Raw genomic sequence first — 14,844 nt, 5'->3', positions numbered from 1 at the left:
TTTGGCAATTATTTTTGGAGGGTTTGGTCATGAGTTATCAAGCATTATATCGGGTCTGGCGACCACAGAGATTTGATGAAATCGTCGGCCAATCAGTTATCACACGGACATTAAAGAATGCTTTAATTACTAAACAAACAAGCCATGCCTATTTGTTTACCGGTCCACGGGGGACGGGTAAAACGTCTGCGGCGAAGATCTTTGCCAAGGCGGTCAACTGTCATTATTTAAAAGATGGTGAACCCTGCAACAAGTGCGAAACCTGTAAGGCAATCAATGAGGGCAGCTTAAATGATGTCATCGAAATCGATGCTGCTTCCAACAACGGGGTTGAAGAAATCCGGGATATTCGAGACAAAGCGAAGTACGCACCAACTCAGGCTGATTACAAAGTTTACATTATTGATGAAGTTCATATGCTCTCAACCGGGGCGTTCAACGCACTGTTGAAAACTTTGGAGGAACCACCAGCCAATGTCATCTTTATTTTGGCAACGACTGAACCGCATAAGATTCCAGCCACGATTATATCCAGAACCCAGAAATTTGATTTTAAGCGGATCAAGCCAAAAGATATTTTGGAAAGAATGGAATATATTCTTGATCAAAAAAAGGTGGAATATGACGATAAGGCACTCAAACTAATTGCCAAGGCAGCCGAGGGTGGAATGCGTGATGCCTTGAGTATCCTTGATCAGGCAATGTCATATGGCGATAATAAGATTACCTATGATAATGCACTGCTGGTCACCGGCAGTGTTACAAATGAGCTGCTGACCACCTATATGAAGCAGGTTGTTGCAAACGATACCAAGAGTGCCTTGATTACGATTCAAAAGATTCTTGATGAGGGAAAAGATGCCAGTCGATTCATTGAAGACTTGACCAGTTATTGTCAGGATATTTTGTTGTATCAGCAGGATCCGGGAATTGTCGAAGAAATGGAACTGGGAATTATCGATGATCAGTTCAAAAAGCTCAGCGGCCAAATCACTGATCAGGAAATTTACCAGATTATTAATGAGTTGAATGATATTTCTAATTCACTTAGATTTACTGCTCATCCCGATGTTTATCTGGAAGTTCTGACAGTCAAGATTACTCATTTGGATTCAAATTCCCAATCAAATACTTCAACCAACTCCCAGCCGGCCGCAACGACTGCTGTAAATCCGGAAGTTAACGCGGAAATTCAACAGCTGACCCAAGAAGTTGCCAAGTTAAAATCTGAATTGGATGCCATTAAGCAGGCACCGGATGCCCAATCCAGTGCTGTTAGTACTCCTGAACCCGCAAAACCGAGTCAGGCACATACAATGGATAACCATATTGAATTGGCAAAGATTTACCCAATTCTCGGCAAAGCAACTAGAAAACAACTGAACCAGTTTAAAGAGGTCTGGCCGGACCTGATGAAGGCCCTATCAGTGACCCAGCGCGCTGTCATGCACGTTTCTTCACCGGTGGCCGCAAGCAGCGGAGGGGTGATTGTTGCCTTTGAATACCCGTTCCTGTATCAAAAAGCACAAGGGGATACCGACTTGAAGGATGCCCTTGAAAATAACCTTGACCGGATCGTCGGTAAAGCGCCGCAGATTGTATTTGTTCCGGAAAATCAGTGGCCTGATATTCGTCATGAATATTTGACGAACCATCGGGACAAGTTGAAAAATGCCACTCCCAAGGAAGCCAAGGCCGATGACCCAAAAGCTGATCCGGCTGATGACTCATCCAATGATCCTGTCGAACAGGATTCGGAGAGTCAACCGGTCGTCAAAAAAGCAGCTGAACTTTTTGGTACCGATATTTTAGATATAAAAGACGATTAATTGGAGGAATTTTACAATGATGAATGGTATGAATATGAACAAAATGATGAAGCAAATGAAAAAGATGCAAAAACAGCTTGGTGAAGAACAAGAAAATTTGAAACAGCAGGAATTCAAAGGAACTGCGCCTGACGATATGGTTGAAGTGACTTTTAGCGGCGACAAAAAAATGACTGATATTCAAATCAAACCGGAAGCAATCGATCCTGACGATCCTGAAATGTTGGGTGACTTGATTTTGACGGCCGTAAACGACGGTATTTCCAAAGTTGATAAGGCAACTGAAAGCACTATGGGTAAATACACTAAAGGCATCCCGGACATGTAATCAGCGTTAAAAAGGGGAAAATATGCAATATCCTGAAGCAATCGCAAAATTAATTGACAGTTACATGAAATTACCGGGCGTTGGTAGTAAAACCGCAACCCGGCTGGCTTTTTATACCGTTGATATGAACGAAGATGATGTGAAGGAATTCTCGAAGGCACTGATTGCGACGAAAAATGATCTTCATTATTGTTCAATCTGCGGGAATTTAACGGATGAAGACCCATGTGAGATCTGTCGTGATAAGAGTCGTGACCAATCCACAATTTTGGTTGTTGAAGAACCTAAAGATGTTATGGTGATGGAAAAAGTCCAGGAATATCATGGCTTATACCATGTTCTTCATGGTGTACTTTCGCCAATTGAAGGAAAAGGCCCTGAAGATCTTAATATTAGTTCCTTAATCAAACGACTTCAGAAAAATAAAACAGTTAAAGAAGTCATTGTTGCCACAAACGCCACTCCTGAAGGCGAGGCAACAGCTATGTATTTAAGCAAATTGATCAAACCTGCCGGCATCAAAGTGACTCGGCTGGCACATGGCTTATCGGTTGGTTCCGATATCGAATATGCCGATGAAGTTACTTTATTCAAGGCTGTTCAAGGAAGAACCGAAATTTAATTTTTAAAAGGGGGAGAGCTCACATGTTTTTTAACCGATTGAGACACCCAGATGTTAAACAGGAATATGATGATCGTTTGTTGGAATTAATCAATCATTTAAAAGAAGAATGGGATCATGCCGCTCAAACTCAGGAAGCTGTTGCTGACAGTGATATGGAAATGGAGCAGGAGACTGCGTTAGCCCGTCGAAAATATTTCTTCATATATAAAGAAGCCAGAATTCGGAAAATTAAGAATTATCAAATTCAGCCTTCAGTTATCAGCTATGATCACGATAATTTTGAATGATCTCCAAGTAACGAGACTGGCTCTAATGGTTAGACAGTCCAATGAACATAAAGTACAATTAATTTAAATTCAAAAGCGAGGGAATTGTTTTGAACGGTAAGTTTATAAGCTTTGAAGGTCCTGACGGCGCTGGTAAAACATCTGTTATGAATCGGGTAATCACCGTGTTTAATGAAGAAATTGGTGACAGACTATTGATAACCAGAGAACCCGGCGGTAATAAGATTTCTGAAGAGATTCGGAAAGTCATTCTTGATCGTAAGAATACCGAAATGGATTATCGGACGGAGGCATTACTGTATGCCGCAGCTCGACGACAGCACTTGGTTGAAACAATTTTGCCCGCCCTTCAACAAAATAAGTTGGTTCTTTGTGATCGATATGTTGACAGTTCCGTGGCATATCAAGGATCCGGCCGAGAAATCGGGATGGATCAGGTTGCAAGAATGAATGAGTTTGCGACTGAAAAGCTGTTACCATTTAAAACAATCTACTTTGATATTCCGGTCGAAGTTGGCTTGGACCGGATTGCCGAGCATCGTGATAAAAGTAAGATTGATCGTTTAGATGTTGAAACCACGGCGTTTCACAAACGCGTGCATCAAGGATATATGAAAATTCGGGACGATAATCCTGACCGATTTATAAGTATTGATGCGACTCAGCCAATTGATGGCGTTGTTAATGATACAATTAAGATTATCCACGAGATTGCACCTGAGTATTTTAAGGAGCGTTCATTATGAAATTAGTCATTGCAATTGTCCAAGATAAAGATGCTAATAAGCTGCGATCGGTTTTCGTTGCCCATGATATTATTGCCACTCGGTTTTCAACGACCGGTAGTTTCTTGCGGGCAGGGAATACAACCTATTTGGTCGCGGTCGATGATTCCAAAGTTGATTTGACACTAAAGCTGATCAAGGAAACCTGTTCAGCCCGTCAGCAATTTATGACGCCCCCAGTCAGCCTAAATGGGGACACTGCTGAGCATACCTTTCCAATTGAAGTTCAGGTCGGCGGTGCAACGGTCATGATTTTGCCAATTGAAGATTTTAAGCAGTTCTAGAAGGGAACGTTATGGAACACGATATTGTTAACGTTGCTCAAACTAAACAACCAACGATTTTTGCCCAGTTTATGAATTTGGTTAAAAATAACGAGTTATCACATGCATACTTGTTTACTGGGGAAGATGGGGCTGGTCAATTTTCAGTCGCAATGGGAGTTGCCATGCGGCTTTTTTGTACTAATGTGCAAAATGGCGTGCCGTGCGGCAAATGTCACGAATGCGTTAGAATCATGAATTACGACCATCCAGATGTTGTGATTACCAAACCGGATGGGCAAAGTATCAAAGTTGACCAGATCCGACACGTTAAGAGTGAATTCACAAAGAGTGCGGTTGAAGGATCAAAAAAGGTCTTCATCATTTCCGAAGCTGAAAAGATGACGACTGGGGCTGCCAACGGCTTATTAAAGTTTATTGAGGAACCAACTGGCAATGTGGTCAGTTTTTTAATCAGTAAGAATCGCAATTTGGTATTACCAACGATTATTTCAAGGACTCAAGTTGTGGAATTTCCAAGCATCAGCAAAAAGTTAATGGTTAAAGAATTGCAGTCCAGTGGTGTGAAGCCCAGTGAAGTCAATTTGATGATTTCGATTACCAATAGTTTGGATCAAATCAGAGATTGGCTGAAAGACGATTGGTTTGCTTCAACTCAACAAATGCTCGAAAAGTGGTTTTCTTACTTAGTGAAGGGGAATCCCATGGCGATGCCATTTATTCAGATGTCGCTAATGCCACTTATTAACACCAAAGAGCGTCAGCGGATTGTGATTTCGATGATGCTCAGTTTATTTGATGATGTTTTGCAAACCAAGTATGGCACCCTGGCTGAGGATCAGGTTAAATATCCTGCAGTTCTTGAACAGACCAACCAGGCTGCTTCAGAATGGAGCAATGCTCAGATACTTAAAATGCTGGATGAACTGCTGAATATGAACAGCCGAATGGCAGTTAATGTTAACTTTCAAAACATCATTGAATCCCTAACATTAAAGATACTTGAAATCGGAAAATCGTAGTTTATTAAAGGGTGATAAAATCGTGGACAGTCAAAACTTGTACGATGAACTTAAAGAAATGGATACTCAGCTAAGTGCCAATGCCGCCAACTTTTCTCACCTTCACGAATCCTTAATTGGTTTGATGGAAAAGAATGCTGAGTTGGAAATTGAAAATCAACATTTACGTGATCGCATTAACGAGATTACTGAAAAGATGGATAATAATTCCCCACGGCTTTCCAAATCAAGAAAGAATTTGGAAAAGCTGTATAACGAAGGCTTCCATGTTTGCAGTTCATATTATGGCAAACGACGGGAAAATGGAGAAGATTGTATTTTCTGTACAGACATCATCTATGGTAAACGGGACTAAGGGGTAAACATTGGAAACTCAAAAAAGTTTTGATACATTAACTCAATATGGCAGTCTGTATCTAGTGCCGACACCAATTGGTAATTTGGATGACATGACATATCGGGCAGTCAAGATTCTTCAGTCGTCGGATTTGATTGCGGCTGAAGATACCCGTAACACACAAAAGCTGCTAAATCATTTTGAGATTGAAACCAAGCAGATTAGTTTTCACGAGCACAATACTGCAGAGAGGATTCCAGAACTAATCAGTAAATTAAAGCAGGGACTCACCATTGCGCAGGTCAGTGATGCGGGGATGCCGTCTATTAGTGATCCGGGGCATGAACTGGTTGTGGCCTGCATCAAACAACACATAAACGTCATTCCATTGCCGGGAGCCAATGCTGGGATAACTGCTTTAATTGCATCTGGGCTTTCCCCACAGCCGTTTTACTTTTATGGATTTTTGTCCCGCAAGCCAAAAGAACAACGGGAAGAAATTGATGAATTGAGAAATAAGCCTGAAACAATGATTTTTTATGAAGCACCGCATCGGCTCAAAAAGACTTTAAAGAATTTGAAGACCCAACTTGGTGATGAACGCCAGGGGGCATTGTGCCGTGAACTGACTAAAAAGCATGAGGAGTTCATCCGCGGATCACTTGCTCAATTGGATGAATGGGCCAATTCGACTGAAATCCGGGGAGAGTTTGTTATTATAGTGTCAGGCAATGATAAGCCAGATGTTGATGCAGAGGATCCGCTGGAGGGTTTAACAATTGACCAGCAGGTTGACTTTTATATTGAAAATGGACTCAGTGTTAACGAAGCTATTAAGAAGGTGGCCAAAGACCACAAGTTAAAGAAACAGGTCATTTATAATCAGTACCACGACATCAAATAGAAGGAAGTAATGTCCATGCCAGCTCATCGTTATAGTGAACTTCATACAATCCCGTTTTATGAATGTAATGTTAATAATCGGATTTCAATTCCCATGTTGATCAATATATTGATTCTTGCCTCTGAGCATCAAAACGAGAAACTCGGAGTTGATCAACTGTATTTAATTGATAAATATGGGATTGGCTGGGTTGTGACGTCTTATTCAATTCATATTACGGAGTTGCCACGAAAAGACTCTGTGGTAAAAATGACGACGAGGGGGACTTCCTATAATCGTTACTTCGCATTCCGCGAATTTTGGCTTCATGATCAGGATGGAAATGAACTGGTAAAAGTTGAGAGTATCTGGGTTTTGATGAATGAAAAGACTCGTAAAATCACCGCCATTGATGATGATGTGATTACGCCTTATCAATCGGAAAAAGTTCGTCGGGTACCAAGACTCCCAAGGCCTGGTCGGATTGAACCCGAAGATCAAATGACTTCTAAAGAGTATCAGGTACGATGGAGTGATATTGATTTCAACGGTCATGTCAACAATTCCAGATATCCTGAATGGATGCTGGATTCGCTGCCAATGGACTTTCTTGACACCCATGAACCAACGAATATCGATATTCGTTTTGAAAACGAAGTTAAGTATGGTAACAGAGTTACAAGTTCAGTAGTTGTCGATTCTTCAGATAATGATAAAATTAAAACTGTGCATGAAATTAAGTCAAGTGACGTTCTTTCAGCGAGCGCAACCATTGTTTGGAAAGAAAATAAAGCAGAGGGTCAAGATTAATAATGAAAATACTAGCAATTGATACGTCGAACAAGCCACTTTCTGTTGCGGTGATGGATAATGACAACTTACTAGCTCAAACAACACTCACAACGCATCGTAAGCATGCCGAATTTTTGATGCCGGTCATTGAAGATTTGGTGCAGAAATCCGATTTGCTGCCAACTGATCTGGACAGAGTTGTGGTTGCGGATGGCCCCGGTTCCTATACCGGAATCCGAATGGCGGTCACGGCAGCCAAAACTATTGCGAGCACTCTTGGAATTGAACTTGTGACCGTTTCCAGCTTATTAAATCTGGCATTGAATATTCAAAAAGAGGATGCTTTAATCAACCCAATTTTTGACGGTCGAAATCAAAATATGTTCACAGGTTTATATCGTTGGAACCACGGCTCAATCGAAACGGTGATTGCAGATCAGCATATCAATCTTTCAAATTGGTTGGAACTGATTCACAATTATGGCGAGCAGATTGTGATAATTGGGGATACGGATTCTTTTGAAAAAGATATGAGAACAGCTTTGCACAGTCAATTGGTTGTTGGGGATTCACTCGATGGCATTCCAAGTGCTGCCAAGTTGGGCCAGTATGGCTTAACTCAGGCACCAATCAAAGACGTTGATGCTGTCGTGCCACGCTATCTGCGCTTAACAAAAGCAGAGGCGGATTGGAAAAAATTACATCCTAATGAGGATACGCATGATTATGTTGAAAAAGTTTAAAAAATGGTTTAACCAGCAATTTTATAACAAAGAAGTTCAGCTTCGGGAAAGATATCTGGATATCAAAAACCACGACGTTCAAATTAATGATACCGAGTATTTTTTAGCTAAAGCGATGATTCCTGATATTCCGGAAATATTAGGGATTGAAAGAGCGGTTTATGGTGGTCAGACACCATGGGACGACCGGGCGTTTCGAACCGAGCTGATGCGCAAATCCGACCGGCTTTATTTAGTATTGCGCCGAAATGATTGGCTGGTCGCTTTTATTGGCTGTTCTCTCAATAATCATACAAAAGACTGTCATATTACAAACGTTGCCGTTGCTCCCAACTTTCAAAACCACGGGTTGGGCTACTTTCTGGTTACAACAATCATCAAGAAAGCCCGCCAGTTGGAATATGATAAAGTAACGTTGGAGGTTCGCTTGAGCAACACGCGGGCCCAAAAACTCTATCGTGACATTGGCTTTGTCGATAACGGCATAAAAAAAGATTATTATTTTAATGATCGCGAAGATGCGTTGAACATGGTTTTGGACATTACAAAAATCGGTTAGATTTAATAAGAAAGATAGGGTGAAGTTAGTGGCCAGAGATTTAGTTCTTTCATTTGAAACCAGTTGTGATGAAACTTCTGTCGCTGTGATTGAAAATGGAAATCAGATTCTTTCAAATATTGTCGCAACCCAAATCAAGAGCCATCAACGATTTGGTGGCGTTGTACCCGAGGTTGCAAGTCGTCACCATATCGAGCAGATCACAGGATGTATTAATGATGCTCTCAAAGAGGCTGACGTTACATATGATGACCTGACTTCTGTTGCGGTAACGTATGGTCCGGGATTGGTTGGGGCACTGTTAATTGGCGTTACTGCTGCAAAGGCGGTTGCCTGGGCCCATCATCTGCCATTGGTACCAGTCAATCATCTGGCGGGGCATATTTATGCTGCCAGGTTGGTGGAGCCGATCGAATTTCCAGCGATGGCATTGGTCGTTTCTGGTGGCCATACTGAATTGGTGTACATGCCGGAAGAAAATAAATTTGAGATTATTGGTGAAACGCGGGATGATGCAGCCGGGGAAGCTTACGACAAAATTGGCAGGGTACTGGGAATCAACTATCCTGCCGGCAAACCCGTCGATGAGTTGGCGCATAAAGGACAGGATACATTCAAATTTCCGCGTGCCATGGATTCCGATGACAATTTTGACTTTAGCTTTAGTGGCTTGAAGAGCGCTTTTATCAATACCGTTCATCACGCTGATCAGATCAATGAAACGCTAAGCCGTGAAGATCTGGCTGCGAGTTTTCAGCAGGCAGTTGTCGATGTTCTAGCGGATAAGACGGACCGAGCGCTCAAAGAATTTCCAGTGAAGCAATTAATTTTAGCTGGTGGAGTGGCCGCCAACAAAGGGCTCCGTGAGCGACTGACAAAGAACTTGGCAGCGTTTAAGGATACCAAGTTGGAATTGGTGCCACTTTCACTATGTGGCGATAATGCCGCAATGATCGGTGCTGCCGGTGAAATGCTTTATCGACATGGAGCTCGTGCAGATGCCACATTAAATGCAGATCCCGGCCTGGAATTCGATTGGTTGGCTGACGAAATAAAATAGCTTGTATATAACAAAAACAAAGGATGAAAGCATTTGCTTTCATCCTTTGTTTTTTAGTCCATATCCTCGAGCTTCAGACTTTTTTCTTCCCAGTCGGATTCCGTCGCTTTGATTTGTGTGTTTGTTTCATCAAGCTGTTTCTGTAAGTCTTGGAGCTTGCCCAGATCATTAAACACATCCGGATTCGTCATTTCAGTTTCAATGCTATCTTTTGACTTGGTCAACTTATCTAACTGAGTCTCCAACGCTGAGACTTCGCGGGCTAACTTCCGATGCTCTTTTTGGGTTTGTTTATTTAGTTCGTAGTTCTTTTTGTCTGTTGTCACAGTCGCTTCAGGTTTAGGCTGGCCGGCAGCCTTTTTTTCAGCCTCATGTTCCTTGATAGCGATCTGTTCGTCTTTTTTATCGACATAGTAATCATAATTGCCGAGATAAAGGGTTGTCCCTTGGCGAGACAATTCAACTACCGCAGTCGCAATTTTATTGATGAAATACCGGTCATGAGAAACGAAGAGGATTGTACCGTCGAACTGGTTTAATGCTTTTTCCAGCACTTCTCTGCTGTCGATATCCAAATGATTGGTCGGCTCATCCAAAATTAAGAAATTATTGTGTTGCATCGCTAGTTTTGTTAACAGCAGTCGGGCTTTTTCGCCACCGGATAAATCATGAACCATCTTTGCGACGTCGTCTCCGGAAAATAAGAAACTGCCCAGGATGCTTCTAATGTCGCCCTCGGGTGTTGTAGGGTGGTCATCCCACAGTTCACCTAAGACGGTTTTTGATTCATGAAGTGACGCTTGTTCCTGGTCATAGTATCCGGTATCTACACCTGTGCCGAACTGGGCTTTTCCTTTTAAGAAGGGAATAATTCCCAGAATGCTTTTAAGAAGAGTTGATTTCCCCACACCGTTTGGGCCAACGATTGCAATTGCCTGATGTCGTTTGACATCCAAATTGACGGGTTCTGAAAGAACTGATGTGTAGCCTACGGCAGCGTCTGTGACGTTCAAAACGTTATTGCCGCTTTTGGATTTGGGTGAAAAGGAGAATCTGGCCGATTTCGCATCTCCGGTTGGCTTTCCAAGCTTGTCCATTTTCTCCAGTTGCTTTCGTCTGGCTTGGGCCTGCTTAGTTGTCGACGCCCGGACAATGTTTTTATCAACAAAGGTCTGCAGCTTTTCGATTTTTGCCTGTTGTTTTTCGTATTCTTTCCATTCCTGTTCAACCATCTGATCTTTTTTCTTGGTGTAATCAGTATAATTTCCGGTGAAATGGTGAAGTGTTCCCTGAGACATTTCGTAAACTTCATTGACAATCCGGTCAAGGAAATATCGATCATGAGAAATGATTAACAGGGCACCGCTATAGTTTTGAATATAGCCTTCAAGCCAGGTAATGGTCTCAACATCCAAGTGATTGGTCGGTTCGTCCAAAATCAACAACTCAGGTTTTTCAAGCAGAAGTTTTGCGAGAGCCAATTGAGTCTTTTGTCCACCTGACAACTCATTGATGGGCCGATTATAGTCGGTTTCTTCAAAGCCAAACCCATGGAGGACACCACGAATTTCAGCGTCATACCCATAACCGTTGTGCTGCTCGAAGTCGGCGCGAATATTATCGTATTGTGATGAAATTGTTTCATATTGCTCAGAATTTGGATCCAGATCTTGTGAGCCCATTTGTTCTTCAAGTTCATGAAGCTTGGCTTCCTGCTGCTTGAGCCCTGCAAAAACCGATGCCATTTCTGCATAAATTGATTTTTCGGAATCAAGGCCGGTGTCCTGGGCGAGATAACCGATTGTCAAATTTTTCTTGGTGCTGATTTGGCCGCCATCGATAGACTGCTCACCGATTATCATTTTGACCAGGGTCGATTTGCCGGCACCATTCCGGCCGACTAGGGCAACACGACTTTTTTCTTGAATGGCCAAATTTACTTTTGAAAAGATATTTTCGCCGTTGAACCGTTTCGTTAGATCTTGTGCTTGTAAGATTATCAAGTGTTTGGCCACCTTTCATTTTGTAACTATCAACAATTAATTTTAGCATAATTTTCAAGTATTCAGTAATTTATTGTAAGTATTATTTGAAATATATTTCACAAGAAGTCATGTTATGGTAGAATAAAGTGTAAATAGGAATTCACAAAGTTTCTTTTAACCAAAATAACAAATTAGGAGGAAATTTTCTTGACAGCTGAAAATATTCCACGCGCAACCGCTAAACGATTGCCCATATATTATCGATACTTAAATATATTACATGACACAGGAAAGCAACGAATTTCATCAACGGAATTGGCCGAGGCGGTTCAGGTAGATTCAGCAACCATTCGTCGTGACTTTTCCTATTTTGGGGCTCTTGGTAAGCGAGGATATGGTTACGACGTTGATAACCTGCTTTCGTTTTTCAAGCAAATTCTCAATCAGGAGCATCTCACCAACGTCGCATTGATCGGAGTCGGTAATTTAGGCCACGCCTTGTTGAACTTTAACTTTCACAAGGACGGGAACGTTAGAATTTCTGCAGCCTTTGATACTGACGACAAGATTGTGAATAAGATTGAAGATGGGGTTCCTGTATACCCAATTGAAGAATTATCTCATCAACTCCATGATCAACAGATTAAAGTGATTATTTTAACGGTACCATCAAAAGTGGCCCAGTCAATTGCCGACGAGGCTGTTGCCGGTGGAGTGAAAGGGATTTTGAACTTCACACCAATCCGCCTGCAGGTACCAGAAGACGTTCTGGTTCAAAATGTTGACTTAACCAACGAACTTCAAACATTGATTTACTTTATTGAAAATTTTGGCAAGTAAATTATCTAACAAACATGCGTTATCAAGGCCGGTGATTTTGAAAATCCCGGTCTTTTCTTTTGAATTCATTTACTGACAGGTCGGCCTTAAATCACAATAACTCAAGGAAATGTATAGAAATCCTTGCAATTCAACCAAAAAAATAATATATTATAAACAGTGATTAGCACTTTTAACATAGGAGTGCTAATGATGCTAAAAATTGTTGTAATTGGAGGGACTAACGTGTTAAAACCATTAGGAGATCGCGTAATTATCGAAACTGAAAAAGAAGAAGAAAAATCGGTGGGCGGTATTGTTCTTGCTGACAACGCAAAGAAGAAGCCGCAAGCTGGTACTGTTGTTGCCGTTGGTGACGGCCGTGTGTTGGATAACGGCACTAAGGTATCACCAGTTGTTAAAAAGGGCGACAGAGTTATGTTTGATAAGTACGCCGGAACTGAGATCGAGGATGACGATAAATCCTATCTTGTTCTTCATGAAAAAGACATTGTCGCAATTGTCGAATAATATTAGTTTAACAAGATAATTGTGTTTTAGGGAATCATTTGAATCATTCAATCATTATAAATTAATCAAAAATATTTTTTTGAGGTGAAATTTGAAATGGCTAAACAAGTAAAGTTTTCTGAAGATGCCCGCAGCGCAATGCTTAAGGGTGTGGATAAATTAGCAGATACAGTTAAAGCAACCATTGGACCAAAAGGCCGAAACGTTGTTTTGGAACAAAGTGCAGGGACGCCAACAATTACTAATGATGGTGTCACCATCGCAAAGTCAATTGAATTACCTGATCATTTTGAAAATATGGGTGCCAAGTTGGTTTCCGAAGTTGCTTCAAAAACCAACGATGTTGCCGGTGATGGTACGACAACAGCCACTGTTTTAACTCAGGCAATTGTTAATGAAGGTATGAAGAACGTCACTGCCGGTGCCAACCCAGTTGGTATTCGTCGTGGTATCGAAACAGCTACCAAAGCTGCCGTTGATGAACTTCACAAGATGTCGCATGATGTGAAGACCAAAGATGATATTGCTCAGATTGCTTCGATTTCTTCAGCTAACACTGAAGTTGGTAAATTAATTGCCGATGCAATGGAAAAGGTCGGCCACGATGGTGTTATCACTATTGAAGAATCACGTGGTGTTGATACCAGTTTGGACGTCGTTGAAGGAATGCAATTTGATCGTGGCTATATGTCACAGTACATGGTTACTGATAACGACAAGATGGAAGCTAACTTGGATAACCCATACATCTTGGTAACTGATAAGAAGATTACCAACATCCAAGATATCTTGCCATTACTTCAAAAGATTGTTGAACAAGGTCGTTCACTTTTGATCATTGCTGATGATATCGGTGGTGAAGCTCTTCCAACTCTTGTATTGAACAAGATGAGAGGAACATTCAACGTTGTTGCCGTTAAGGCTCCAGGCTTCGGTGACCGTCGTAAGGATCAACTTCAAGATATCGCCATTTTGACCGGTGCAACTGTTATTACCGATGATCTTGGATTGAACTTGAAAGATGCAACCCTTGAACAATTAGGTCAAGCTAACAAGATTAACGTTACAAAAGATTCAACCACTATTGTTGATGGATCAGGCAAGAGCGATGAAATTTCAAAGCGGGTTGCTGAAATTAAGGCCCAAATTGAAAAGACCACTTCAGACTTTGACCGTGACAAGTTAAAGGAACGTCTTGCCAAGTTGTCAGGTGGGGTTGCCGTTGTTCGTGTCGGTGCCGCAACCGAAACTGAATTAAAGGAAAAGAAGTATCGAATTGAAGATGCTTTGAATGCAACCCGTGCCGCTGTTGAAGAAGGCTTTGTTCCCGGTGGTGGAACTGCTTTGATTAACGTCATTCCAGCCATTGCTAAATTGGACGACAAAGCTGATGGCGACGAAGAAACCGGTATCCGCATTGTCCTTCGTGCACTTGAAGAGCCAGTTCGTCAAATCGCTGAAAATGCCGGTGTTGAAGGTTCTGTCATCGTTGAAAAGCTTAAAGATGAAAAGCCTGGAATTGGATATAATGCCGCTAATGGTAAGTTCGAAGATATGATCAAAGATGGTATCGTTGATCCTACCAAAGTTACCCGTTCAGCTCTTCAAAATGCCGCTTCTGTATCAGCATTGTTGTTAACGACTGAAGCAGTTGTTGCTGAAGAGCCTAAGGATGATACTCCTGCAGCACCAATGCCACAACCAGGAATGGGCATGTAATTTAGTGTTTTAAAACAATTTTGCCTAATGTATTTTAAAATGAGCATTGATTCCAGTTTTGGAATTAATGCTCATTTTCGTACTTGCTTATTCTTCTGTTCAATATTAAAGTAGTTAAAGTGTCATTATTCGACAACTCAAATGGGAATCTTTTATAATCCTTTTTGAGGTACATATTAAGACTTGTTTTTACCATTCAGAAGGACTATCATTTTATGGTTCACAAGAACGGTTCATTACTAAAAAAGGAGTAACT

Annotated in this window: 17 protein-coding genes; 16 read left to right on the top strand and 1 reads right to left on the bottom strand. The window is 41.5% G+C overall.

Going from position 1 to position 14,844, the window contains the following annotated elements:
- The first annotated feature begins 29 nt into the window (after positions 1–29).
- From dnaX to tsaD, 13 genes are all read left to right on the top strand, one after another.
- Positions 30–1,829, top strand: coding sequence for a DNA polymerase III subunit gamma/tau (gene dnaX, locus FD17_RS01540; protein WP_057823037.1), 1,800 nt, complete (start codon positions 30–32; stop codon positions 1,827–1,829).
- 16 nt (positions 1,830–1,845) lie between these two features.
- Complete coding sequence (locus FD17_RS01535; RefSeq protein WP_057823036.1) at positions 1,846–2,157, top strand: YbaB/EbfC family nucleoid-associated protein; 312 nt, start codon at positions 1,846–1,848, stop codon at positions 2,155–2,157.
- A 22-nt stretch (positions 2,158–2,179) separates the two neighbouring features.
- On the top strand, positions 2,180–2,779 hold the full coding sequence (gene recR / locus FD17_RS01530) for a recombination mediator RecR (RefSeq protein ID WP_057823034.1): 600 nt from the start codon (positions 2,180–2,182) through the stop codon (positions 2,777–2,779).
- 23 nt (positions 2,780–2,802) lie between these two features.
- Positions 2,803–3,069, top strand: coding sequence for a YaaL family protein (locus FD17_RS01525; protein ID WP_057823032.1), 267 nt, complete (start codon positions 2,803–2,805; stop codon positions 3,067–3,069).
- 89 nt (positions 3,070–3,158) lie between these two features.
- On the top strand, positions 3,159–3,815 hold the full coding sequence (tmk, locus tag FD17_RS01520; protein WP_057823030.1) for a dTMP kinase: 657 nt from the start codon (positions 3,159–3,161) through the stop codon (positions 3,813–3,815).
- On the top strand, positions 3,812–4,138 hold the full coding sequence (locus tag FD17_RS01515) for a cyclic-di-AMP receptor (RefSeq protein WP_014940153.1): 327 nt from the start codon (positions 3,812–3,814) through the stop codon (positions 4,136–4,138). Before tmk ends, FD17_RS01515 begins: the two co-directional genes overlap by 4 nt.
- A gap of 11 nt (positions 4,139–4,149) precedes the next feature.
- Positions 4,150–5,160, top strand: coding sequence for a DNA polymerase III subunit delta' (gene holB / locus FD17_RS01510; RefSeq protein WP_057823028.1), 1,011 nt, complete (start codon positions 4,150–4,152; stop codon positions 5,158–5,160).
- 22 nt (positions 5,161–5,182) lie between these two features.
- Positions 5,183–5,515, top strand: a complete 333-nt coding sequence (locus tag FD17_RS01505; protein ID WP_057823025.1) for a DNA replication initiation control protein YabA — start codon at positions 5,183–5,185, stop codon at positions 5,513–5,515.
- A 10-nt stretch (positions 5,516–5,525) separates the two neighbouring features.
- On the top strand, positions 5,526–6,401 hold the full coding sequence (gene rsmI / locus FD17_RS01500; RefSeq protein ID WP_057823023.1) for a 16S rRNA (cytidine(1402)-2'-O)-methyltransferase: 876 nt from the start codon (positions 5,526–5,528) through the stop codon (positions 6,399–6,401).
- 15 nt (positions 6,402–6,416) lie between these two features.
- A complete protein-coding gene (locus tag FD17_RS01495; protein WP_057823021.1) occupies positions 6,417–7,190 on the top strand; it encodes an acyl-[acyl-carrier-protein] thioesterase in 774 nt (257 codons plus the stop codon).
- Positions 7,191–7,192: 2 nt separating this feature from the next.
- Complete coding sequence (tsaB, locus tag FD17_RS01490; protein WP_057823019.1) at positions 7,193–7,915, top strand: tRNA (adenosine(37)-N6)-threonylcarbamoyltransferase complex dimerization subunit type 1 TsaB; 723 nt, start codon at positions 7,193–7,195, stop codon at positions 7,913–7,915.
- Positions 7,899–8,474, top strand: a complete 576-nt coding sequence (rimI, locus tag FD17_RS01485; RefSeq protein WP_057823168.1) for a ribosomal protein S18-alanine N-acetyltransferase — start codon at positions 7,899–7,901, stop codon at positions 8,472–8,474. Before tsaB ends, rimI begins: the two co-directional genes overlap by 17 nt.
- Before the next feature lie 28 nt (positions 8,475–8,502).
- Positions 8,503–9,534 carry a tRNA (adenosine(37)-N6)-threonylcarbamoyltransferase complex transferase subunit TsaD gene (gene tsaD, locus FD17_RS01480; RefSeq protein WP_057823017.1) on the top strand — a complete coding sequence of 344 codons (1,032 nt, stop codon included), beginning with the start codon at positions 8,503–8,505 and terminating at the stop codon, positions 9,532–9,534.
- Between the two features lie 53 nt (positions 9,535–9,587).
- On the opposite strand, the gene FD17_RS01475 is transcribed toward tsaD, so the two are convergent.
- Positions 9,588–11,537 carry an ABC-F family ATP-binding cassette domain-containing protein gene (locus FD17_RS01475; protein ID WP_235803152.1) on the bottom strand — a complete coding sequence of 650 codons (1,950 nt, stop codon included), beginning with the start codon at positions 11,535–11,537 and terminating at the stop codon, positions 9,588–9,590.
- 189 nt (positions 11,538–11,726) lie between these two features.
- Between FD17_RS01475 and FD17_RS01470 the strand changes: the two genes are divergently transcribed.
- From FD17_RS01470 to groL, 3 genes are all read left to right on the top strand, one after another.
- The gene (locus FD17_RS01470; RefSeq protein WP_057823013.1) at positions 11,727–12,359 is read left to right on the top strand and encodes a redox-sensing transcriptional repressor Rex; all 633 of its coding nucleotides are present in this window, start codon (positions 11,727–11,729) and stop codon (positions 12,357–12,359) included.
- 225 nt (positions 12,360–12,584) lie between these two features.
- A complete protein-coding gene (gene groES / locus FD17_RS01465) occupies positions 12,585–12,869 on the top strand; it encodes a co-chaperone GroES (RefSeq protein WP_176744928.1) in 285 nt (94 codons plus the stop codon).
- A gap of 96 nt (positions 12,870–12,965) precedes the next feature.
- A complete protein-coding gene (gene groL, locus FD17_RS01460; RefSeq protein WP_057823010.1) occupies positions 12,966–14,588 on the top strand; it encodes a chaperonin GroEL in 1,623 nt (540 codons plus the stop codon).
- Positions 14,589–14,844 lie beyond the last annotated feature (256 nt).

The sequence above is a fragment of the Lentilactobacillus sunkii DSM 19904 genome, from assembly GCF_001435575.1.
Lineage (GTDB): Bacteria > Bacillota > Bacilli > Lactobacillales > Lactobacillaceae > Lentilactobacillus > Lentilactobacillus sunkii.
This window is presented reverse-complemented; position numbering and strand designations above follow the sequence as displayed.